14 protein-coding genes are annotated in these 18183 nt (G+C 56.3%); 8 read left to right on the top strand and 6 right to left on the bottom strand.

Annotation, left to right across the window (positions count from 1 at the left end):
• The 3 genes from BLQ24_RS02525 to nrdG form a co-directional block, all read right to left on the bottom strand.
• Positions 1-912: an MBL fold metallo-hydrolase gene (locus tag BLQ24_RS02525; RefSeq protein WP_090162331.1), complete on the bottom strand. Its 912-nt coding sequence runs from the start codon at positions 910-912 to the stop codon at positions 1-3.
• A gap of 34 nt (positions 913-946) precedes the next feature.
• Entirely contained in the window at positions 947-1948 is a 1002-nt protein-coding gene (locus BLQ24_RS02520; protein ID WP_090162328.1) for a nucleoid-associated protein, read from the bottom strand.
• Between the two features lie 197 nt (positions 1949-2145).
• Complete coding sequence (gene nrdG, locus BLQ24_RS02515) at positions 2146-2673, bottom strand: anaerobic ribonucleoside-triphosphate reductase activating protein (protein WP_090162326.1); 528 nt, start codon at positions 2671-2673, stop codon at positions 2146-2148.
• 133 nt (positions 2674-2806) lie between these two features.
• Between nrdG and BLQ24_RS02510 the strand changes: the two genes are divergently transcribed.
• A complete protein-coding gene (locus BLQ24_RS02510) occupies positions 2807-4006 on the top strand; it encodes a cation diffusion facilitator family transporter (protein ID WP_163427180.1) in 1200 nt (399 codons plus the stop codon).
• 266 nt (positions 4007-4272) lie between these two features.
• Entirely contained in the window at positions 4273-5631 is a 1359-nt protein-coding gene (gene mgtE, locus BLQ24_RS02505; protein ID WP_090162323.1) for a magnesium transporter, read from the top strand.
• Positions 5632-5700: 69 nt separating this feature from the next.
• Here the strand turns inward: mgtE and BLQ24_RS02500 are convergent, their stop codons facing one another.
• A complete protein-coding gene (locus tag BLQ24_RS02500) occupies positions 5701-6315 on the bottom strand; it encodes a DsbA family protein (RefSeq protein WP_090162321.1) in 615 nt (204 codons plus the stop codon).
• Positions 6316-6830: 515 nt separating this feature from the next.
• On the opposite strand from BLQ24_RS02500, the gene BLQ24_RS02495 reads away from it, so the two are divergent.
• Genes BLQ24_RS02495 through trpA form a run of 6 tightly spaced genes read left to right on the top strand, consistent with a single transcriptional unit; the run spans position 6831 to position 13482 of the window.
• A complete protein-coding gene (locus tag BLQ24_RS02495) occupies positions 6831-8300 on the top strand; it encodes an anthranilate synthase component I family protein (protein ID WP_090162448.1) in 1470 nt (489 codons plus the stop codon).
• Positions 8297-8884 carry an anthranilate synthase component II gene (locus BLQ24_RS02490; RefSeq protein ID WP_090162318.1) on the top strand — a complete coding sequence of 196 codons (588 nt, stop codon included), beginning with the start codon at positions 8297-8299 and terminating at the stop codon, positions 8882-8884. The genes BLQ24_RS02495 and BLQ24_RS02490 overlap by 4 nt, the downstream gene beginning before the upstream one ends.
• Before the next feature lie 55 nt (positions 8885-8939).
• Positions 8940-9956, top strand: a complete 1017-nt coding sequence (trpD, locus tag BLQ24_RS02485) for an anthranilate phosphoribosyltransferase (protein WP_090162446.1) — start codon at positions 8940-8942, stop codon at positions 9954-9956.
• 59 nt (positions 9957-10015) lie between these two features.
• On the top strand, positions 10016-11497 hold the full coding sequence (gene trpC / locus BLQ24_RS10465; RefSeq protein WP_090162316.1) for an indole-3-glycerol phosphate synthase TrpC: 1482 nt from the start codon (positions 10016-10018) through the stop codon (positions 11495-11497).
• Between the two features lie 16 nt (positions 11498-11513).
• Positions 11514-12716 (top strand): tryptophan synthase subunit beta, encoded by a 1203-nt coding sequence (gene trpB, locus BLQ24_RS02475; protein WP_090162314.1) that lies wholly within the window; start codon positions 11514-11516, stop codon positions 12714-12716.
• Entirely contained in the window at positions 12709-13482 is a 774-nt protein-coding gene (trpA, locus tag BLQ24_RS02470) for a tryptophan synthase subunit alpha (protein WP_090162312.1), read from the top strand. Before trpB ends, trpA begins: the two co-directional genes overlap by 8 nt.
• A 399-nt stretch (positions 13483-13881) precedes the next feature.
• Here trpA and BLQ24_RS10425 read toward each other — a convergent pair whose 3' ends face one another.
• On the bottom strand, positions 13882-15603 hold the full coding sequence (locus BLQ24_RS10425; RefSeq protein WP_090162310.1) for a diguanylate cyclase domain-containing protein: 1722 nt from the start codon (positions 15601-15603) through the stop codon (positions 13882-13884).
• 263 nt (positions 15604-15866) lie between these two features.
• Positions 15867-18071, bottom strand: a complete 2205-nt coding sequence (gene nrdD / locus BLQ24_RS02460; RefSeq protein WP_090162308.1) for an anaerobic ribonucleoside-triphosphate reductase — start codon at positions 18069-18071, stop codon at positions 15867-15869.
• Between the last annotated feature and the right edge of the window lie 112 nt (positions 18072-18183).

Genomic DNA, 18183 nt, shown 5'->3' with positions numbered 1-18183 from the left:
TTATCCCCGGGGCTGCACCCGGAACAGCCTGCGCCCCGGTCCTTCCCCTTCTGCCCGGATCCGGCCGAGACGGATTTCATATTCCAGTTCTTCCCGGATCGCAATGTAGATATCGAAAAACACATTCCGGTAATCCCGGTGGATCTCCCGGGCCGCTGCTGCAATATCCACCAGTTCTTCTTCCGTCATACCGTCTTCCACCAGCGATGCGGTTTCGGCACACAATTCCCTCAGACGGCGGATATTCTGGTCCGCCAGCCGCCGGATTTCCGACTGCTTTACCACCTGCCGATGACTGACAGCGAAATACGGACAGTCTTCCCGGCGGATCCTGCGGATGGAAGCCATTGCCTTGCTCATATCCAGTTCGAAGGGCGCCCGGGCATTTTCCAATGAGAAATCCGACAGCAGCGCATCCCCGACACAAAAAACGCCGTCCGGTGTGATGATTCCGGTATGACCGGTACTGTGGCCCGGCAGCGGGACCAGACGGAACGGACAGTCTTCGATGGTCAGTGTGTTTTCCCGGTCCGGAAACGAAGTGAACACCAGGGGCGCTGTCATCTCCCGGTAGTTTTCTCCCATCCATCCCGCCAGTCCCAGCTCCCGAAGGACCCGTTCCGGGTCTGCAGAAGAGCGGATTTCGGAAACCGAAGCATAGAGATCCGCACCGTACCGCTGCTGCAGCAGCCGGTCATTGGCAATGTGATCCTCGTGAAGATGGGTGTGAATCACCCCGGTGACCCGGATGCCCCGCTCATCCAGATACGCCGGCAGCGGGTCATATGACTTCGCGCCGGAATCCAGCAGAATCAGATTCCCGGAAGGAAGCGTATAGGTAATGATCAGGCAGTTTCCGATGCGGAAACTGCCGGTTCTTCCGGTGATGATTTCCATCTTGATTGTTTCCATAGACCCCTCTTTCTTCCCCCACAACTGCTTCGCCCTACAGCCGGCTGATGATTATTCCGATGTTTTTCAGTGAAATGGAGATCGTTCCGTCCGGATGATTGATAAACTCGATGAACTCCGGGTTTTCGTAGTATTCCGACGGGAAAGTGATCTCAATTCCTGTGTCTGTACGGATCTTTTGGTTTTTTCCTTTCTGCATGGCCACCGCCGGCTCCACCACAGCCTTATCCGGAAGTTCCGCCTGGTCGACTTTGTCCCGGAAGGACGCCTCCATGCCCGGATGGTCCCGGAACACGGCTTCCCCCAGTTCCCGGGGAGAGATCGTCTGAGAATGCTCGGCGTTCTCCACCATGTAATTCTTCGCTTTCGCCAGCCGGGTCCCCGCATTGTCTCCGAACTCTTCCGCCACTTTCCGGGTGATCTTCTCCATGGCCACCAGAATGTTCCGGTTGGACATTTCCGGAGCGCACTGCAGCACCCGGTCCGCCAGAAGCATGACCGGTTCTCCGTTTACTTCCAGTTTCCGGTCCACATAGCGGATCTCCAGATCCTCTTCCGACACCAGTGCGAAGCAGTTGATTTTCTGGGACTCTCCCGGCAGAATCGCATGGTTCCGGATCAGCTTCGGTGCCGGACCCTGCCGGCTGTTTTCCACCACATGGGTGTACCCCGTGTGATGATCCAGCAGAAGCAGTCCGAAGAACGGGAAGCCCTCCTTCAGAAATTCAGTCACCACCAGGTCGAAGGAGGTTTCCGAATTGGATTCCGTAATCTCCTCATAAAATCTTCGGGCGATGTCCTCCGAGAAATCCAAAAACGCCTCCCGGCCCGCCCGGAAGGCTTCCAGCTCCTTTCGGAACCAGCTGATCTCACTGAAAATACCCCGGTTTGCCCGGCCTTCTCCCAGAATTTTTTCCAGATGTTTCCCCAGATATTCCGCCGTGACCGGATTCCCCACATCCAGTTCAATCCGGGACGGCAGGAACAGGTCCGAGGTCAGATCCAGAATGTGCAGCGCCGCTCGCTGAATGATCATTCGTGATTTCCTTTCCTACAATATGTTCTTCCTAACGCATCATCAGAATGGCCGGCACGCTGAAGGTCAGTGTGATGGCCACAATCAATACGACAATTGCAATTTTCTTTCCCATGATTTCTCCTTTCCCGGGCGCCGGAGGATTTTCTCTCCGGCGGTCGATGCCCGTCTCTTGTAAACGTTCCGTATTGAACCGGTCAGTTATTCAGCGGAGACAGTACCACTCTGCCCGCTGCCCGGGTCTTCTTCATATCAATAATTCTCTGGTTCTCGGAGCCCCGGAAGTTCAGCCGGATGTTTTTCCGGGACAATATGAACGGACCGTCCACCAGCACATCAATCTGATCGAGAATCCGGTCCGTCACTTCCGTATATCGTTTCCCGCCCGGCACCAGGTCCGAGTCATAACGGAAACCGGTGTACATCCAGATGGTCCGTTCCGGCAGTTCCCGGCGGATCCTCTCGATCAGATTGACCAGCACCGTCTGATTCGCCGGTTCGAAAGGTTCTCCCCCCAGCAGTGTGATACCGTCGTAATACGGTTTCCCCAGTTCCTGCACAATGAAATCCTCTATCTCCGCAGTGTACGGCTCGCCGTACTCGAAATCCCATGTTTCCGGCTGGAAACAGCCCTCGCAGCAGTTGGTGCACCCGGAAACGAAGACGCTGACCCGCATCCCCAGCCCGTTGGCGCTGTCTGCTTTCAATATCTGTCCGATATGCATGTTCAGTCCTCCTGTCTTTCGCCGCAGCACTTAGAAAATGCCGCGCAGCCAATATTGTAACACACCTGTGCGGGATCCGCATCCGGCAGCGGACAGGAAACCGCCGAAGGGATTTTCGGATGATCCGTTTCCAGTGAAATGTAGCACAGATGCGAAAGTTTCGCAACACCCTCCGGTATCGGCCGGGACACCGGACGCCGGCTTTTCCCCGTTATCCAACGAAAGTCTTGCCCCGGAGGCCGAAATCTGCAACAATAGAACCAGGCGGCCCGGCGCACCGGATCGGCCCGGCGCCGGCGGAATCAGCGGAGATATAACGGAGTCAGGAAAGGCGGGATCAGTTATCAGTACAGCAACGAAAATAATCAGCCAGCAGTACGAGAAACGGGTCATCCGGGTATCCACTACCCTGGGTATTCTGGTGGCCATCGCCGAGATCATCATGTATTTCGTCACCCATTCCCAGGCCATTCTGATAGACAGTATCTACGATGGCATGGATGTGGTGATTCTGGTGCTCTATCAGCTCCTCCTGCCCCTGCTCTACAAGCCGGTGAGCGAGAAGAATCCCTACGGCTACGCCCAGGTGGAGTCCCTCTTCATTCTGGTGAAGGGCTCCGTGCTGATCATCGTCACACTGATGGTAATCTACGACAACATCCGGCTCATTCTCGCCGGAGGCAGCCGGCTGGACACCGGGCTGATCCTGGATTACGAATTCGGTCTCACCCTCTTCTGTCTGGCCGGGTATCTGCTGATGCGTTATCTGGGCAGCCGGATGAACACCCCCATGATCCGGGTGGAGCTGATCACCTGGAAGATCGACGTATTTCTGAGCCTCGGTGCCTTCCTGGGTTTCGGACTGGCGGTTCCGTTCCGTCACTTTCACGTGCTGGAATGGACCATTCCCTACATTGACGCTGTGATTTCCTGCGTCATCGCAGCACTTATGCTTCCGGAACCATTCCGGGCCTTCGTGAAAGCAGTTCACGAACTGGTTCTCATGGCACCGTCAGAGGAGAAAATCAACGAAATCCGTTCCCTCGCCCGGCAGGTACTCCGGAATTATCCCTACGAAGTGGATTTCGTGGACGCTGTCCGCACCGGACGGAAACTCTGGATCGAATTCTATGTCACCACAGAGGGAGATATCATGGACATCCGTCAGCTGAAACAGGCCACCATGGAACTGAAGGATCTGCTTTCCCGGCATTATGAAGGAGTCTTCGTGGATCTCGTCCCGGATGTTTCGCCGGATACGACGCAGGCTGCGGCACCGGATGCGGCGTCAGACAGAAAGCCGGATACGTTCCCCGGAGAAGAAAAAAATTGAATCCCACCGAAAATCGTACTATGATAGATACAGCAAATAGTCAATTCTATTGAAATCGAAGAAAAAGGAGGTATCCCATGGACGGAGACAGTCACGGTCGAAAACCGAATCGGAACATGACAGACCGGGCGAACGCTGCCGTTTTCGCCGGGGATACTTCTGTTCTGTTCTATTTCTAATTCTATATTCTGACGACCCACTCTGTCTCCTTCAAGGAACGCTGCCGCACCTGCGGCATCAGACTCATGATTGAAGGAGAAAGAATTATGATGAGAAAGTTTAATATTGAAGTAGTAGAGAAGCTGCGCTGTCTGATTGCAGCTTCTGATTCTGTGCGCATTTCCGACTTCATCCGGCACTACCCGGCCATTGATTTCGCTGAAATGGTCAGCGAACTGGAGGATACGGAGATCGCCGGCCTGGTCCGTCTGATTTCGGATGACGAGCTGGCTTCCCTGATGGAAGAATCGGAAGACCGGGAGCGGATCCGGATCGCCCGAACCCTGGACAACCGCAGGCTCCTCACCGCCTTCGAATATATGCAGAAAGACGATATTGTGGACATGCTGGGGGACTTCCCGATCCGGCGCCGGAAAGAACTCATCCGGCTGATGAAATCCTCGGATCAGGCAATTATCAATAATCTGCTGAAGTACCCGGAGGACTCCGCCGGCGGTCTGATGACCACCGACTACATCGCACTGCACGATGATCTGACGGTGGCGGACGCACTGGACAGCATCCGTCACGAAGGACCGAAAACCGATCTGATCCAGACCATCTTCGTCATTGACAGCCGCCGGAATCTGATCGGTTCCATCAGCCTGCGCCAGCTCCTGACCGCACCGAAAGAAACCCAGATCCGCCGGCTCATGGACGCCCAGGTCATCTCCGTCACACCGGAGGCGGACCAGGAAGAAGCTGCCCTCCTGGTCTCCCGGTATGATCTGTACGCAATTCCCGTGGTGAGCCGGGCGAAGCAGATCCTGGGCATCATCACCGTGGACGACATCATCGATGTCATCATCGAAGAGTATAACAACGACATGCTGCAGCTGGCCGGCGTCAACGTGGAAGAGGATCTGAACTCCACCTGGAAAGAGTCCGTCCGCATGCGGCTGCCATGGCTTCTGGTGAACCTGGCCACCGCATTTCTGGCCTCCTTCACGGTCAACCTGTTCCAGAGCACCATTCAGCAGGTGGTGGCGCTTTCCGCAGTCATGACCATCATCAGCGGCATGGGCGGCAATGCGGGAACCCAGACTCTTTCCATTCTGGTCCGGGCCCTCTCCCGGCAGGAGCTGGACAAAAAAGAGATCCTGCATCACCTGCTGAAGGAAATCGCCGTGGGTGTACTGGACGGGGCCTCCTGCGGAGCCGTCACCGCCATTGTGGTGTTCTTCATGTATCACAACGGTTTCCTGAGCCTGATCGTTCTGCTGGCCATGATCGGAAATATGTTCGTGTCCGCAATTTTCGGTTTCCTGGTGCCGGTGATCCTGCAGAAGTGCCACGCCGACCCGGCGGTGGCCTCCTCGATCTTCGTCACCACCGCCACCGATACCCTGGGATTCTTCATTTTCCTGGGTCTGGCGAACCTGACCCTGCCGCTGCTGCTCCGGTGAGCCGAACGGCATCCCGGCGGATTTGGAATGACAAAGGAAAAACGGGCCGGCGTTCGCACCACCTCTGGTCTATTTCCCGGCCGCCTCCCGGAAACTCGCCTCCAGGGTCTCCAGCGTCCGCTTGCCCCCCAGTTCCCGAAGCTCTCCGTCCTTCTCCAAAAGCAGGGTCGGGAAGGATTCGGCGCCCAGCGCCCGGGCCTTCGCGAAATCCGGGTGCAGTTCCCCCGCCGCCTTCCGGGTGCGGAAACGTTCCACCACCGTTTCTTCATCCAGACCCAGTGAAGCAGCGATCATCCGGTATGTCTCCGGATCCGACAGAGAGGCGCCGTCCCGGTAGAAGGCTTCCTGCATCCGGGCTGCCGCCTCCACCTGCTCACCGGCCGGCACCAGCTCCCGGAGCACACCGAATCCGATCGCCGCGTCGTTGGAATCCGGCACCATAGTGCCTTCCCGGAGCGTTTCCTGATAACCCGGACCGAAGGTCACCCCGTAGACACCCGTAATCTTCTGATTCACCAGAGGCATGTAGGAATAGGCCGAAAGCGGCTTCCCCTCCCCGAACAGTCCGCCGGAGATCACTTCCACTTCCAGCTCCGGGTGCGCCTTCACGAAAGGCCGGAGCACGGACTCGAATCCGTAGCACCAGCCGCAGTATGTGTCGAAAATGTAATACAGTTTCATCATATTTCCTCTAATTCCTTTCTCTTATCTTTCCGGACATTGTCTTCTGATGGGATGATACCCCGTCCCCCGGAACACTACACAGTAACAGACGCCGGATCCGGGAAAATGGTCAAAAAGAAATACATTGACACAAACAAATTTCAGTGCTATATTTGGTGGCAACATAACAAATATGAAACCGATGAGGCGAGAGAAAGATCGTTATGCTCCTACAGAGAGCCTGCGGCGGTGAGATGCAGGCGGAAATACAGGCGGTGGAATATGGTTCGCTGAGGGCGCGCAGAAAGGCACCGGGAGATCCCCGCCGAGTATTCCGCGACGTGAAGGCATACGTCAGTTGCCAGGAATATGTTGGTATTCCCCAGAGAGCGCAGCCAGCGAAGCAGGGTGGCATCGCGGATGATCGAATTCATTCGTCCCTGACGGATCCGGAGAGGATCTGTCAGGGACTTTTTTTGTCCGCCACCCCTGCCCCGCCGGACTGCGCCGGGGTCTTTCAGAAAGGAGACCGTCTGATGAAAATCACACCGAGCCAGGAAGAGATCCGGCGCCTCGCCGGTACCGGAGAATATGACGTCGCCCCGGTCATGGGCGAGATTCTGTCCGACGTGGCCACGCCGGTTCAGGTCATGCGCATTCTGATGAACGTATCCGCCCACTGCTTCATGCTGGAAAGTGCCGAGGACAACGAACAGTGGGGCCGTTACTCTTTCCTCGGTTTCGAGCCGAAGCGTGCGCTGTGCTGCGCCGACGGAACGCTGAAAATTGACGATGTGACCATCGAGCAGGCTGATCCCCGGAAGTATATCCGGCAGATCCTGCAGAAGAACCGAGCGCCGAAAATCCCGGGGATGCCTCCGTTCACCGGCGGCCTGGTGGGCTATTTCTCTTATGACTATCTGAAGTATTCGGAGCCGACCCTCCGGCTGGATGCGGAAGACACGGAAGGTTTTCAGGATGTGGATCTGATGCTGTTCGACCGGGTCATCTGCTTCGACAATTACCGGCAGAAGATTCTGCTGATCGTCAATATGCCTCTGGGAGAAGACCTGGAAGCCTCCTATAACAAGGCGGTGCTGGAAATCCGCCACCTCCGGGAACTGATCCTCACCGGCACGCCGAAGAAGGATATTTCCGGACGGATGACTTCGGAAATCCGCCCTTTCTTCACCCGGGAGCAGTACTGTGAAATGGTGGAGAAGGCGAAACACGGAATCCGGGAGGGCGACATTTTCCAGATCGTGCTTTCCAACCGTCTGGAGGCGGATTTCCAGGGTTCTCTCTTCCCGGCCTACCGGGTTCTCCGGACGCTGAATCCTTCCCCGTATATGCTCTACTTCTCCGGCTCCGATATGGAGGTGGCCGGTTCCTCTCCGGAGACACTGGTCAAGCTGCAGGACGGTACCCTGCACACCTTCCCTCTGGCCGGGACCCGTCCCCGGGGCAAAACGAAAGAAGAAGACGACCGGCTGGAGAAAGAACTGCTGGAAGACCCGAAGGAGCTGGCAGAACACAATATGCTGGTGGACCTGGGCCGGAACGATATCGGGAAACTCAGCCGCTTCGGTACAGTGGAAGTGGAACGGTACCATACGATTCAGAAATACTCCCACGTCATGCACATCGGTTCCACCATCCGAGGTGAAATCCGGGATGACCGGGACGCTCTGGACGCCATCGATGCGGTTCTTCCGGCCGGCACCCTGTCCGGCGCGCCGAAGCTCAGGGCCTGCCAGATGATCAATGATCTGGAACAGAACAAGCGGGGCATCTACGGCGGCGCCATCGGCTATATTGATTTCACCGGAAACCTGGACTGCTGCATCGCCATCCGCATTGCCTACAAGAAGAATAACAAGGTCTTCATCCGCAGCGGCGCCGGCATCGTCAGCGACTCCGTTCCGGAGAAGGAATATCAGGAATGCCTGAACAAGGCTGCCGCTGTGGTCACTGCACTGAAGGAAGCAGAGGAGGAAGAGGAATGATCTATCTGATCGATAATTACGACAGTTTTTCTTATAACCTGTACCAGCTGATCGGCTCCCTTCACCCCGAACTTTGTGTGGTCCGGAACGATGCGCTGACGGTGGGGGAGCTGGAAGACCGGCATCCGGAGGCCATCGTGATTTCGCCGGGGCCGGGCAGGCCGGAGGATGCGGGAATCTGCATCGAAACCGTCCGGGAACTGGGAGATCACATTCCGATTCTGGGTGTGTGCCTGGGACACCAGTCCATCGTCATGGCCTGCGGCGGCCGGGTGGGGTACGCCCGCACACTGATGCACGGCCGTTCTTCCCTAACTTCCCTGGATACGGAATCCACCCTCTTCCGGGGTCTCCCCCCGGAGACAGAAGTGGCCAGATACCACTCCCTGGCTGCGGATCCGGACAGTCTTCCGGAATGTCTCAGGATCACCGCATCCACAGAGGACGGAGAGATTATGGCAGTAGAACATGAAACCTGCCCGATCTACGGGATGCAGTTCCATCCCGAATCCGTCATGACGCCGGAGGGCCGGAAGATGATGGAGAATTTCCTCCGGGCGGCGGCGGAGTTCCGGCCGGAATAAATGAAGAAAAAGAGATAAACACATTCAGTCAATGGAAAGAAAGGAAGGAAAAAACATGATTGCAGAAGCAATTCGAAAGATCGTCGCGAAAGGCGACCTTACCTACGACGAAGCCTACGCCGTAATGAACGAGATCATGAACGGGGAAACCAGCCAGGTGCAGAATGCAGCCTACCTGGCCGCTCTGTCCACGAAGAGCACCCGGGCCGAAACCATCGATGAGATTACGGCCTCCGCCCAGGCCATGCGGGAACATGCTCTTCCGGTTTCCCACAGCCGGGAAGTGATGGAGATCGTGGGTACCGGCGGAGACCATGCCGGCAGTATCAATGTCTCCACCACCTCCGCTTTCATTGTCTCCGCTGCCGGCGTTCCGGTGGCGAAACATGGCAACCGGGCCGCCTCCTCCCGCTCCGGCGCAGCGGACTGCCTGGAAGCTCTGGGGGTCAATATCCGCCTTTCTCCGGAAAAGTGCACCGAACTGCTGGATACCATCGGCATCTGCTTCATGTTCGCCCAGGAGTACCATTCCTCCATGAAATATGTCGGATCCATCCGGAAAGAACTGGGCATCCGAACAGTGTTCAATATTCTGGGACCGCTGACCAATCCGGCGAACCCGGAAATGATGATGCTGGGCGTATATGATTCCTACCTGATCGAACCGCTTTCCCGGGTTCTGACGAAACTGGGCGTGCGCCGGGGCATGATTTTCCACGGCGAAGACGGGCTGGATGAAATTTCCGCCTCCGCTCCCACTTCCTTCAGCGAGATCCGGGACGGATGGTACCGTACCGGAGTCCTGAAGCCGGAAGATTTCGGCATGGTCCGCTGCGAGAAGTCCGATATCGTCGGCGGTTCCCCGGAGGAGAACGCAGCCGTCGCCCGGGATATTCTGAAGGGTGTGAAGGGGCCGAAGTACAACATTGTCATTCTGAATGCCGGCGCATCCCTGTACACGGCGGGAAAGGCGGACAGTATCCGGGAAGGCATTCAGCTGGCGGAAGCCCAGGTGGAAAGCGGCGCCGCCTACCGGAAACTGGAAGAGTTCGTGGAAGCGTCCAACCGCTGATCCCGGGCGGTTCACTTCCGCCCTTTCCCGCCGCTGTCACCCACCCCTGAGGAGAAATCATGAGCACCATACTGGACACCATCGCCGATGCGGCCCGGAAACGGACCGCACGGTCGAAACAAATCATTCCGGCGGAGGAAATGATCCGCCGGGCCCGGGCCATGAACCCGGACACCGGATTCCCATTTGAAAAAGCGCTGAAAAAGCCGGGCCTCTCCTTCATCTGTGAATGCAAGAAAGCCTCCCCTTCCAAGGGGCTGATCTCCCGGGACTTTCCGTACCTGTCCATCGCCCGGGAATACGAACAGGCAGGAGCGGCAGCAATCTCCGTACTGACGGAGCCGGAATGGTTTCTCGGCAGTGATGAAATCCTGCGGGAAATCGCCGGATCCGTATCGATTCCGTGTCTTCGGAAAGACTTCGTGGTGGACGAATACATGATTTACGAAGCGAAGGTGCTGGGTGCTTCCGCCGTTCTTCTGATCTGTGCGCTGCTGGATGAAGACACGCTCCGGAGGTACATGGAAATCGCCGATTCCCTGGGACTCTCTGCTCTGGTGGAGGCCCACGATCCGGCGGAGATTGAAACGGCAGTCCGCTCCGGTGCCCGGATCATCGGCGTCAACAACCGGAACCTGAAGGATTTCACCGTGGACGTCCGAAACGCCTACCGCCTGCGGAAACTGGTTCCCCGGGACATTCTGTTTGTCAGCGAGAGCGGCATCCGGACGCCGGAAGATATTCGGATTCTCCGGGATGCCGGGGCGGACGCCGTCCTGATCGGAGAGACGCTGATGCGGGCCAAGGACCGATGTGCCTACCTGGACTATCTGAAAGGCAGGACCCGGCTGAAAATGTGCGGCATGAGAAGACCGGAAGATATCCGTTCTGCGAACCGGGTCCGGCCGGATTACATCGGATTCATCTTCGACCCTTCCCGGCGCCGGTACGTGACCCCCGAACAGGCTGCGGCGCTCCGGTCCGAACTGGATCCGGGGATCCGGGCGGCCGGGGTATTCGTCAATGCGGACCTCCCGGATATTCTGAAAATCACGGAGGCCGGCACCATCGATCTGATCCAGCTTCACGGACAGGAAACGGCGGAGGATATTCTGACTCTGCGGAACGCCCTGGATCAGCGCGGATATCATAATGTGTCCATCATCCAGGCATTTCAGATCCATGGGGAGGAGGACATCCGTCAGGCGTTTTCCACTCCGGCCGATCTGGTTCTGCTGGACAGCGGCGCCGGCAGCGGACAATCCTTCAACTGGGATCTGCTGCAAAACGCGGACCGGTTCCGCCGGCCCTACATTCTGGCAGGGGGCATCACCCCTGCCAACACCGGAGAAGCCATCCGGAAGCTTCACCCCTTCTGCCTGGATGCCAGTTCCGGTCTGGAAACCGACGGGAAGAAGGACCCGGTGAAAATGGCGGAAATGAAACGCCGGGCGGAAGAAGCAATGACCGAAGGAACAGAAGTGACCGAAGGAACAGCAGAAGAAATGCATACAGAAGAAACCGCAGGAGAACATCAATAACAAAGGAGGAGCCATCATGGCAGAAACGAAATCAAGATCCAGAGGAAGATTCGGCCGTCACGGCGGCCAGTACATTCCGGAGACACTGATGAATGCAGTGATCGAACTGGAAGAAGCCTATGAACATTTCAAGAATGATCCGGATTTTCGCCGGGAACTGCAGGACCTGCTGAATGATTATGCGGGCCGCCCGAGCCGGCTGTACTACGCAGAGAAAATGACCCGGGATCTGGGCGGTGCGAAGATCTATCTGAAACGGGAAGACCTGAACCACACCGGTGCCCACAAGATCAACAACGTCCTTGGCCAGGCACTGCTGGCCAAGAAGATGGGAAAGACCCGTCTGATCGCCGAAACCGGCGCCGGACAGCACGGTGTTGCCACCGCCACTGCCGCTGCACTGATGGACATGGAATGCGTGGTTTTCATGGGCATCGAGGATACGAAGCGGCAGGCTCTTAACGTCTACAAAATGAAACTGCTGGGGGCGGACGTCGTTCCGGTAACCTCCGGAACCGGCACCCTGAAAGACGCCGTTTCCGAAGCCATGCGGGAATGGACCAGCCGCATCGAAGATACCCACTATTGTCTGGGCTCCGTCATGGGACCCCACCCCTTCCCCACCATCGTCCGGGACTTCCAGGCGGTGATCTCGGAAGAGATCCGTTCCCAGATTCTGGAGAAGGAAGGCCGGCTTCCGGATGCCGTTCTCGCCTGTGTGGGCGGCGGCTCCAATGCCATCGGCAGCTTCTATCATTTCATCGATGACCCGGGTGTGCGGCTGATCGGCTGCGAAGCGGCGGGACGGGGCGCAGATACCTTCGAAACCGCCGCCACTATCGCCACAGGGCGGGAAGGCATCTTCCACGGCATGAAGTCCTACTTCTGCCAGGATCAGTACGGACAGATCGCCCCGGTCTACTCCATTTCCGCAGGACTGGACTACCCGGGCATCGGACCGGAGCACGCCTACCTCCACGATATCGGACGGGCGGAATATGTGCCGATCACCGATGATGAAGCGGTGGATGCGTTCGAATACCTGTCCCGCACAGAGGGCATTATCCCGGCCATCGAATCGTCCCACGCCCTGGCATACGCCATGAAGATCGCACCGGAGATGAAGAAGGATCAGATCATCGTCGTCACGATTTCCGGCAGAGGGGACAAAGACTGCGCGGCAATCGCCCGCTACAGAGGGGAGGATATTCATGAGTAAAATCAGAGAAGCATTCCAAAACGGAAAGGCATTCATTCCATTTATCACCTGCGGTGACCCGGACCTGGAAACCACGAAAGCCATCGTGCGGGAAATGGCCGCCCGGGGGGCGGACCTCATCGAGCTGGGCATCCCCTTCTCCGATCCGACAGCGGAAGGACCGGTCATTCAGGGGGCGAATATCCGGGCACTGTCCGGCGGCGCAACCACGGACCGGATCTTTCAGATGGTCCGGGAGCTCAGAACGGACGTCACAGTACCTTTTGTCTTCATGACCTACGCCAACGTGGTCTACTCCTACGGCACGGAGCGTTTTGTCTCCGCTGCTGCAGAAGCCGGCATCGACGGGCTGATTCTGCCGGACGTGCCATATGAGGAGCGCCCGGATTTCGCACCGGCCTGTGAAAAGTACGGTCTGGATCTGATCGCCATGATCGCACCGACTTCCGAGGACCGGATCTCCATGATCGCCAGAGAAGCCACAGGATTCATCTACATTGTCTCCTCTCTGGGGGTGACGGGAACCCGGACGAACATCACCACCGACATCCACCATATCACCGCCATCATCCGCCAGGTCACGGATACCCCGTGCGCCGTGGGATTCGGCATTTCTACGCCGGAGCAGGCCCGGGAGATGACCCGGTATGCAGACGGAGCGATCGTCGGTTCCGCCATCGTAAAGCAGGTGGCGGCGAAAGGCGCCGGCGCCGTTTCAGACATCGGGGATTTCGTAGAGAAAATGAAGGCGGCAGTCCGGTCGTAGGCCAGGCGTGCTGCAGCTGCAGGTGCGGCGAGGCGACGGGTGCGGCGAGGCGGCGGGTGCGAAATCTCGATTTTTTGGAATTTCGCACCCGCTTTTCTTCGCTTTCGGTCAATGCAAATGGTGGACCGAAATCCGTGGGTGCGGAATGGCACGAAACTCCTGTTTTCGCACCTTGCGAGTTCGGCCGCTGGATTAAATAATCTAATATTATTTTCTGTGCGTGAATAATGATACAGAGCAGATTGATTATATACAAAAAAACGAGGGGATCATCTGCTCACTGAAAAATCTCAGATGACCCTCTCGATGTGATTGGATATTAATTCGAATATATGGATATTATTTAATCCCCATCGGATGCGGGATTACACTTTTTGGCTCAATTCGCACCTTTCTCACTTACAGCCAGCGGCTGTCCTCTTCACTGATTCTCTTCAGCGTATCCACATTCTGCAGGAACACATAGTAAATTTCGCCGTAGTGCTCGTCATGAACCAGGCGTCCCATGTCGATCACCCACTTTTCCTTTCCCGTCTTCGTCAGAATGCGGTACTCCACATAATCTTCGAACCCGGTTTCCTGATCCGGCGCCTGATTTCTTCCCTCATGGATCTGTGACCGGATGGTCTCTTCCACCCGCTCCAGATCCTCCGGATGAACAATATGCCGGAAGCTCCCGTGGGTGTATTCCAGAAAATCCTCGTAGTCGCTGCATTCAAAGAGATCAATCAGATGATCGTTTGCGAACAGGATCTGTTCCTCCCCCTCCGCCCGGTAGACCAGAAAGGATCCCGGCATGCCGAATGCCATGTTTTTTACGCTGAATCCCAGATGCTCCCGTTTGATGTGAGCCAGGGACGGATGGAAACGGACTGCTTCGTGGTCCCGTCCCTCTTTCGCAGCATAGAGCGCATTGTCCATGATGCGCATGAATTCATCCCTTGTTTCGGCCTGGGATGGGAAGTCTGCATAGCCGACGGACACGGAATACCGGATCCGATCTCCGCGGTAAGTGAATTCCTGAACCACCTTCGCAGCTTCCCGGATCCGTTCGGACCGTTCTTCAGGGCTTCCTTCCCGCAGGACGACACAGAATTCATCCCCGCCGGTTCTGCCGATCAGCCCATCCGGAAATCGCTGCTGCAGGAAATTCGTCAGCCGGCAGAGCGCAGCGTCTCCGGCCGGATGGCCGTACAGATCGTTGATCAACTTGAAATCATCCAGATCCAGAAAGGCACCGGTCATGCCCCCGGTCCGGGCATCCCCAATCCATTCATCCAGATGGACAATCAGCCCGCCCCGATTATAGATGCCCGTCAAAGCATCGTGGTAGGCAGTTGTTTTCAGTTCCTCATTCTTTCCCACCAGAATCCGGTTGAACCGCATGGTGTAGAAAACCGTCGTCAGAAGTGTAATCACTGCCAGAATCCCGGAGAGGGACAGACCGACCCGGTGCAAATACGGCGCAATGATCTCCTTCTGCTGCCTTTCATAGGACCTGACGCCGTCCAGATTTTCTCCAGCGCTGATCACCCAGTTGTACGGCCTGTATAATCTGGAATAAGCGACCTTCTCCGTCACTTCATCGTCATCCAGGTCTTTGAAATAATAGCGGTGAAAGCCGCCCCCGCTCTTCTTTATGATACGCAGTTCATCGGCGTAAGGGGTATTCCCCATGACATCTTTCGTTTTCGTGGAAAGATATGCCCCCTCAGTACGCCTCAGGTTCGGATGAATCAGACGGATGGCATACCGGTCACCGCCCCGGTAATCGATAATCTGATTCACCCACATATACTGACCGTCACTGAACCGGTCGGCGTGAATCTTCTGAGAGAGATGATTCCGGACGACTTTCCGGATCTCCCCCTCTGTCATTCCCAACTGTTTCAGTTCGGCCCGCTCCCGTTCCACATCCCGGATTGTATTATTCACCGAAGACCGCAGATCCTGCTGCTCATTCTGCAGAATCGTACGAAACACAATCTCAGAATTCCGGTGCAGCATGACGGAAGAAAAGGCATGGACCACCAGATTCATCTCCAGCAGAATGATGAATGCCAGTAACAAACTGCTGCCGATGAATTTCCGGTGCTTCTCACTGTTCTTCCATTTCCCCATAATAATAACTATCCATTTCCCCTCCCAGACTGGTAATCCGGAAGAATATTTTCTGTTTTCAAACACAACCTTTTCCAGTATAACCTGTGCATCAATCCGAGGGCAAACACATTCTTCACGCCGGCCAGCTCATTCCGAAAGATTGTGCTCCTGCCCACAGATGATTGTGCTGCAACCTACAAAAAACAGCGCCGCCGGCCCGAATGATCCTTTCATTCGGGCCGGCGGCCTTTCCGGGCGACCGGAAAAATCGTTTTCTTTGTCTACAGCGCCGGCGTGGACAGGTGCAGCACCCGGTCCTTGATTTCCTGGGTCCGTCCCTGGTTCCAGAACTGGGTTCCGATGTAGCCGCAGGTACGGCGGGCCACTGACATCTTCGACTGGTCCCGGTTGCCGCAGTTCGGGCACTCCCATACCAGCTTTCCGGACTCGTCTTCCACGATCCGGATCTCTCCGTCGTAGCCGCAGACCTCACAGAAATCGCTCTTCGTGTTCAGCTCCGCATACATAATGTTGTTGTAAATGTGCTTCATCACCGCCAGCACGGCAGGGATGTTGTTCTGCATATCCGGTACTTCCACATAGCTGATGGCACCGCCCGGGGACAGCTTCTGGAATTCGGATTCGAAGGTCAGCTTGTCGAAGGCATCGATGTCTTCCGTGACGTGGATATGGTAGCTGTTGGTCACATAGTTCTTGTCCGTCACATGAGGAATCACACCGAAACGCTTCTGCAGGGACTTGGCAAACTTATAGGTGGTGGATTCCAGCGGTGTACCGTACACGGAGTAGCTGATGTTTTCCTCCTGTTTCCACTCCGCGCACTTGTCGTTCAGCCGCTGCATGACCTTCAGTGCCAGCTCCTTTCCGGCAGGAGAAGTGTTGCTCTCCCCCACCATTCTCCAGCACATCTCGCACAGACCGGCATATCCCAGGGAAATGGTGGAGTAGCCGTTGTACAGCAGTTTGTCGATGGTCTCCCCCTTCTTCAGGCGGGCCAGCGCACCGTACTGCCACAGAATCGGCGCCACATCAGAAACCGTCCCTTTCAGCCGCTCATGCCGCAGCCGGAGTGCCTTGTGACAGAGCTCCAGTCTCTCGTCCAGGATCTCCCAGAACTTGTCCATGTCCCCATAGGAGGAGCAGGCCACGTCCACCAGGTTGATGGTGACGACTCCCTGATTGAACCGGCCGTAGAACTTGTAGCTGCCATCCGGGTTTCTCTGAGAGTCTTCTACCGTCAGGAAGGAACGGCATCCCATGCAGGTATAGACCGATCCCTTCTTCAGCTGCTTCTGCACCTTCGCAGAGATGTAATCCGGCACCATTCGCTTCGCCGTGCACTTCGCCGCCAGTTCCGTCAGGTAGTAGTACGGGGAATCTTCATGGATGTTATCTTCATCCAGCACGTAGATCAGCTTCGGGAATGCCGGCGTGATCCAGACCCCCTTCTCGTTCTTCACCCCCTGAATCCGCTGTTTCAGCACCTCCTCGATACACATGGCCAGGTCGTCTCTCGTTCTTCCCTCCGGCACCTCATCCAGATACATGAACATTGTGACGAAAGGTGCCTGGCCGTTGCAGGTCATCAGCGTGATCAGCTGATACTGGATCGTCTGGATGCCGGACTTGATTTCATGCTTCAGGCGCATCTCCGTGGTGCGGTCGATGATCTCGTCATCCAGCACTTCCCCGCAGGCCATTCTCTCGTCCACCACCTGTTTTCTCAGTTTCTTCCGGCTCACATCCACGAAAGGAGCCAGGTGGGACAGGGTGAAGGACTGGCCGCCGTACTGATTGGAAGCCACCTGGGCGATGATCTGTGTGGTGATGTTGCAGGCAGTGTAGAAACTGTGGGGCTTCTCGATCATCGTCTCACTGATCACCGTGCCGTTCTGGAGCATATCTTCCAGATTGATCAGATCACAGTTATGTTCCTTCTGCAGGAAGTAGTCGCTGTCATGGAAATGAATGATTCCGTCCTGATGAGCTCTCACGATGTCATCCGGCAGCAGCAGACGGTCCGTGATATCTCTGCTGACCATTCCTGCGATGTAGTCCCGCTGGGTGGAATTGATCATCGGGTTCTTGTTGGAGTTCTCCTGCTTCGCCTCTTCGTTGTTCGCATCGATCAGCGCCAGAATCTCGTCGTCCGTGGTGTTGGCTTTCCGGGCCAGGGAACGCTTGTACCGGTAACGCACATACTTCCGGGCCACTTCATAGCCCCGCATCTCCATGATGCCGGTTTCCACCATATCCTGGATTTCCTCCACATTCACCGCCCGGGCCATCTGGCGGCACTGATCCGCCACCTTGTCGGCGATCGCTTCAATCTGATACGGATTCATCTGATGGATCGGATCCACTTCGTTATTCGCTTTCCGGATCGCATTGGCGATTTTCCGGACATCGAATCCGACTTCCTTTCCGTTCCGCTTGATCACATTGACTTTCACTTCAGTTCCCATGTCACTTACCCTTTTCCTCTCCTAAACCACTGCAGCGAATTTCCGCCGGCTGCGGCGATGTCATAAAGAAACGGGGATCGCTGTCCCCGAAATAGTATCTGCATCATTCCTG

Source organism: Eubacterium pyruvativorans, assembly GCF_900102225.1.
Lineage (GTDB): Bacteria > Bacillota > Clostridia > Peptostreptococcales > Anaerovoracaceae > Aminicella > Aminicella pyruvativorans.
The sequence above is the reverse complement of the archived record's forward strand: the minus strand, read 5'-3'. Positions and strand labels throughout refer to the sequence as shown.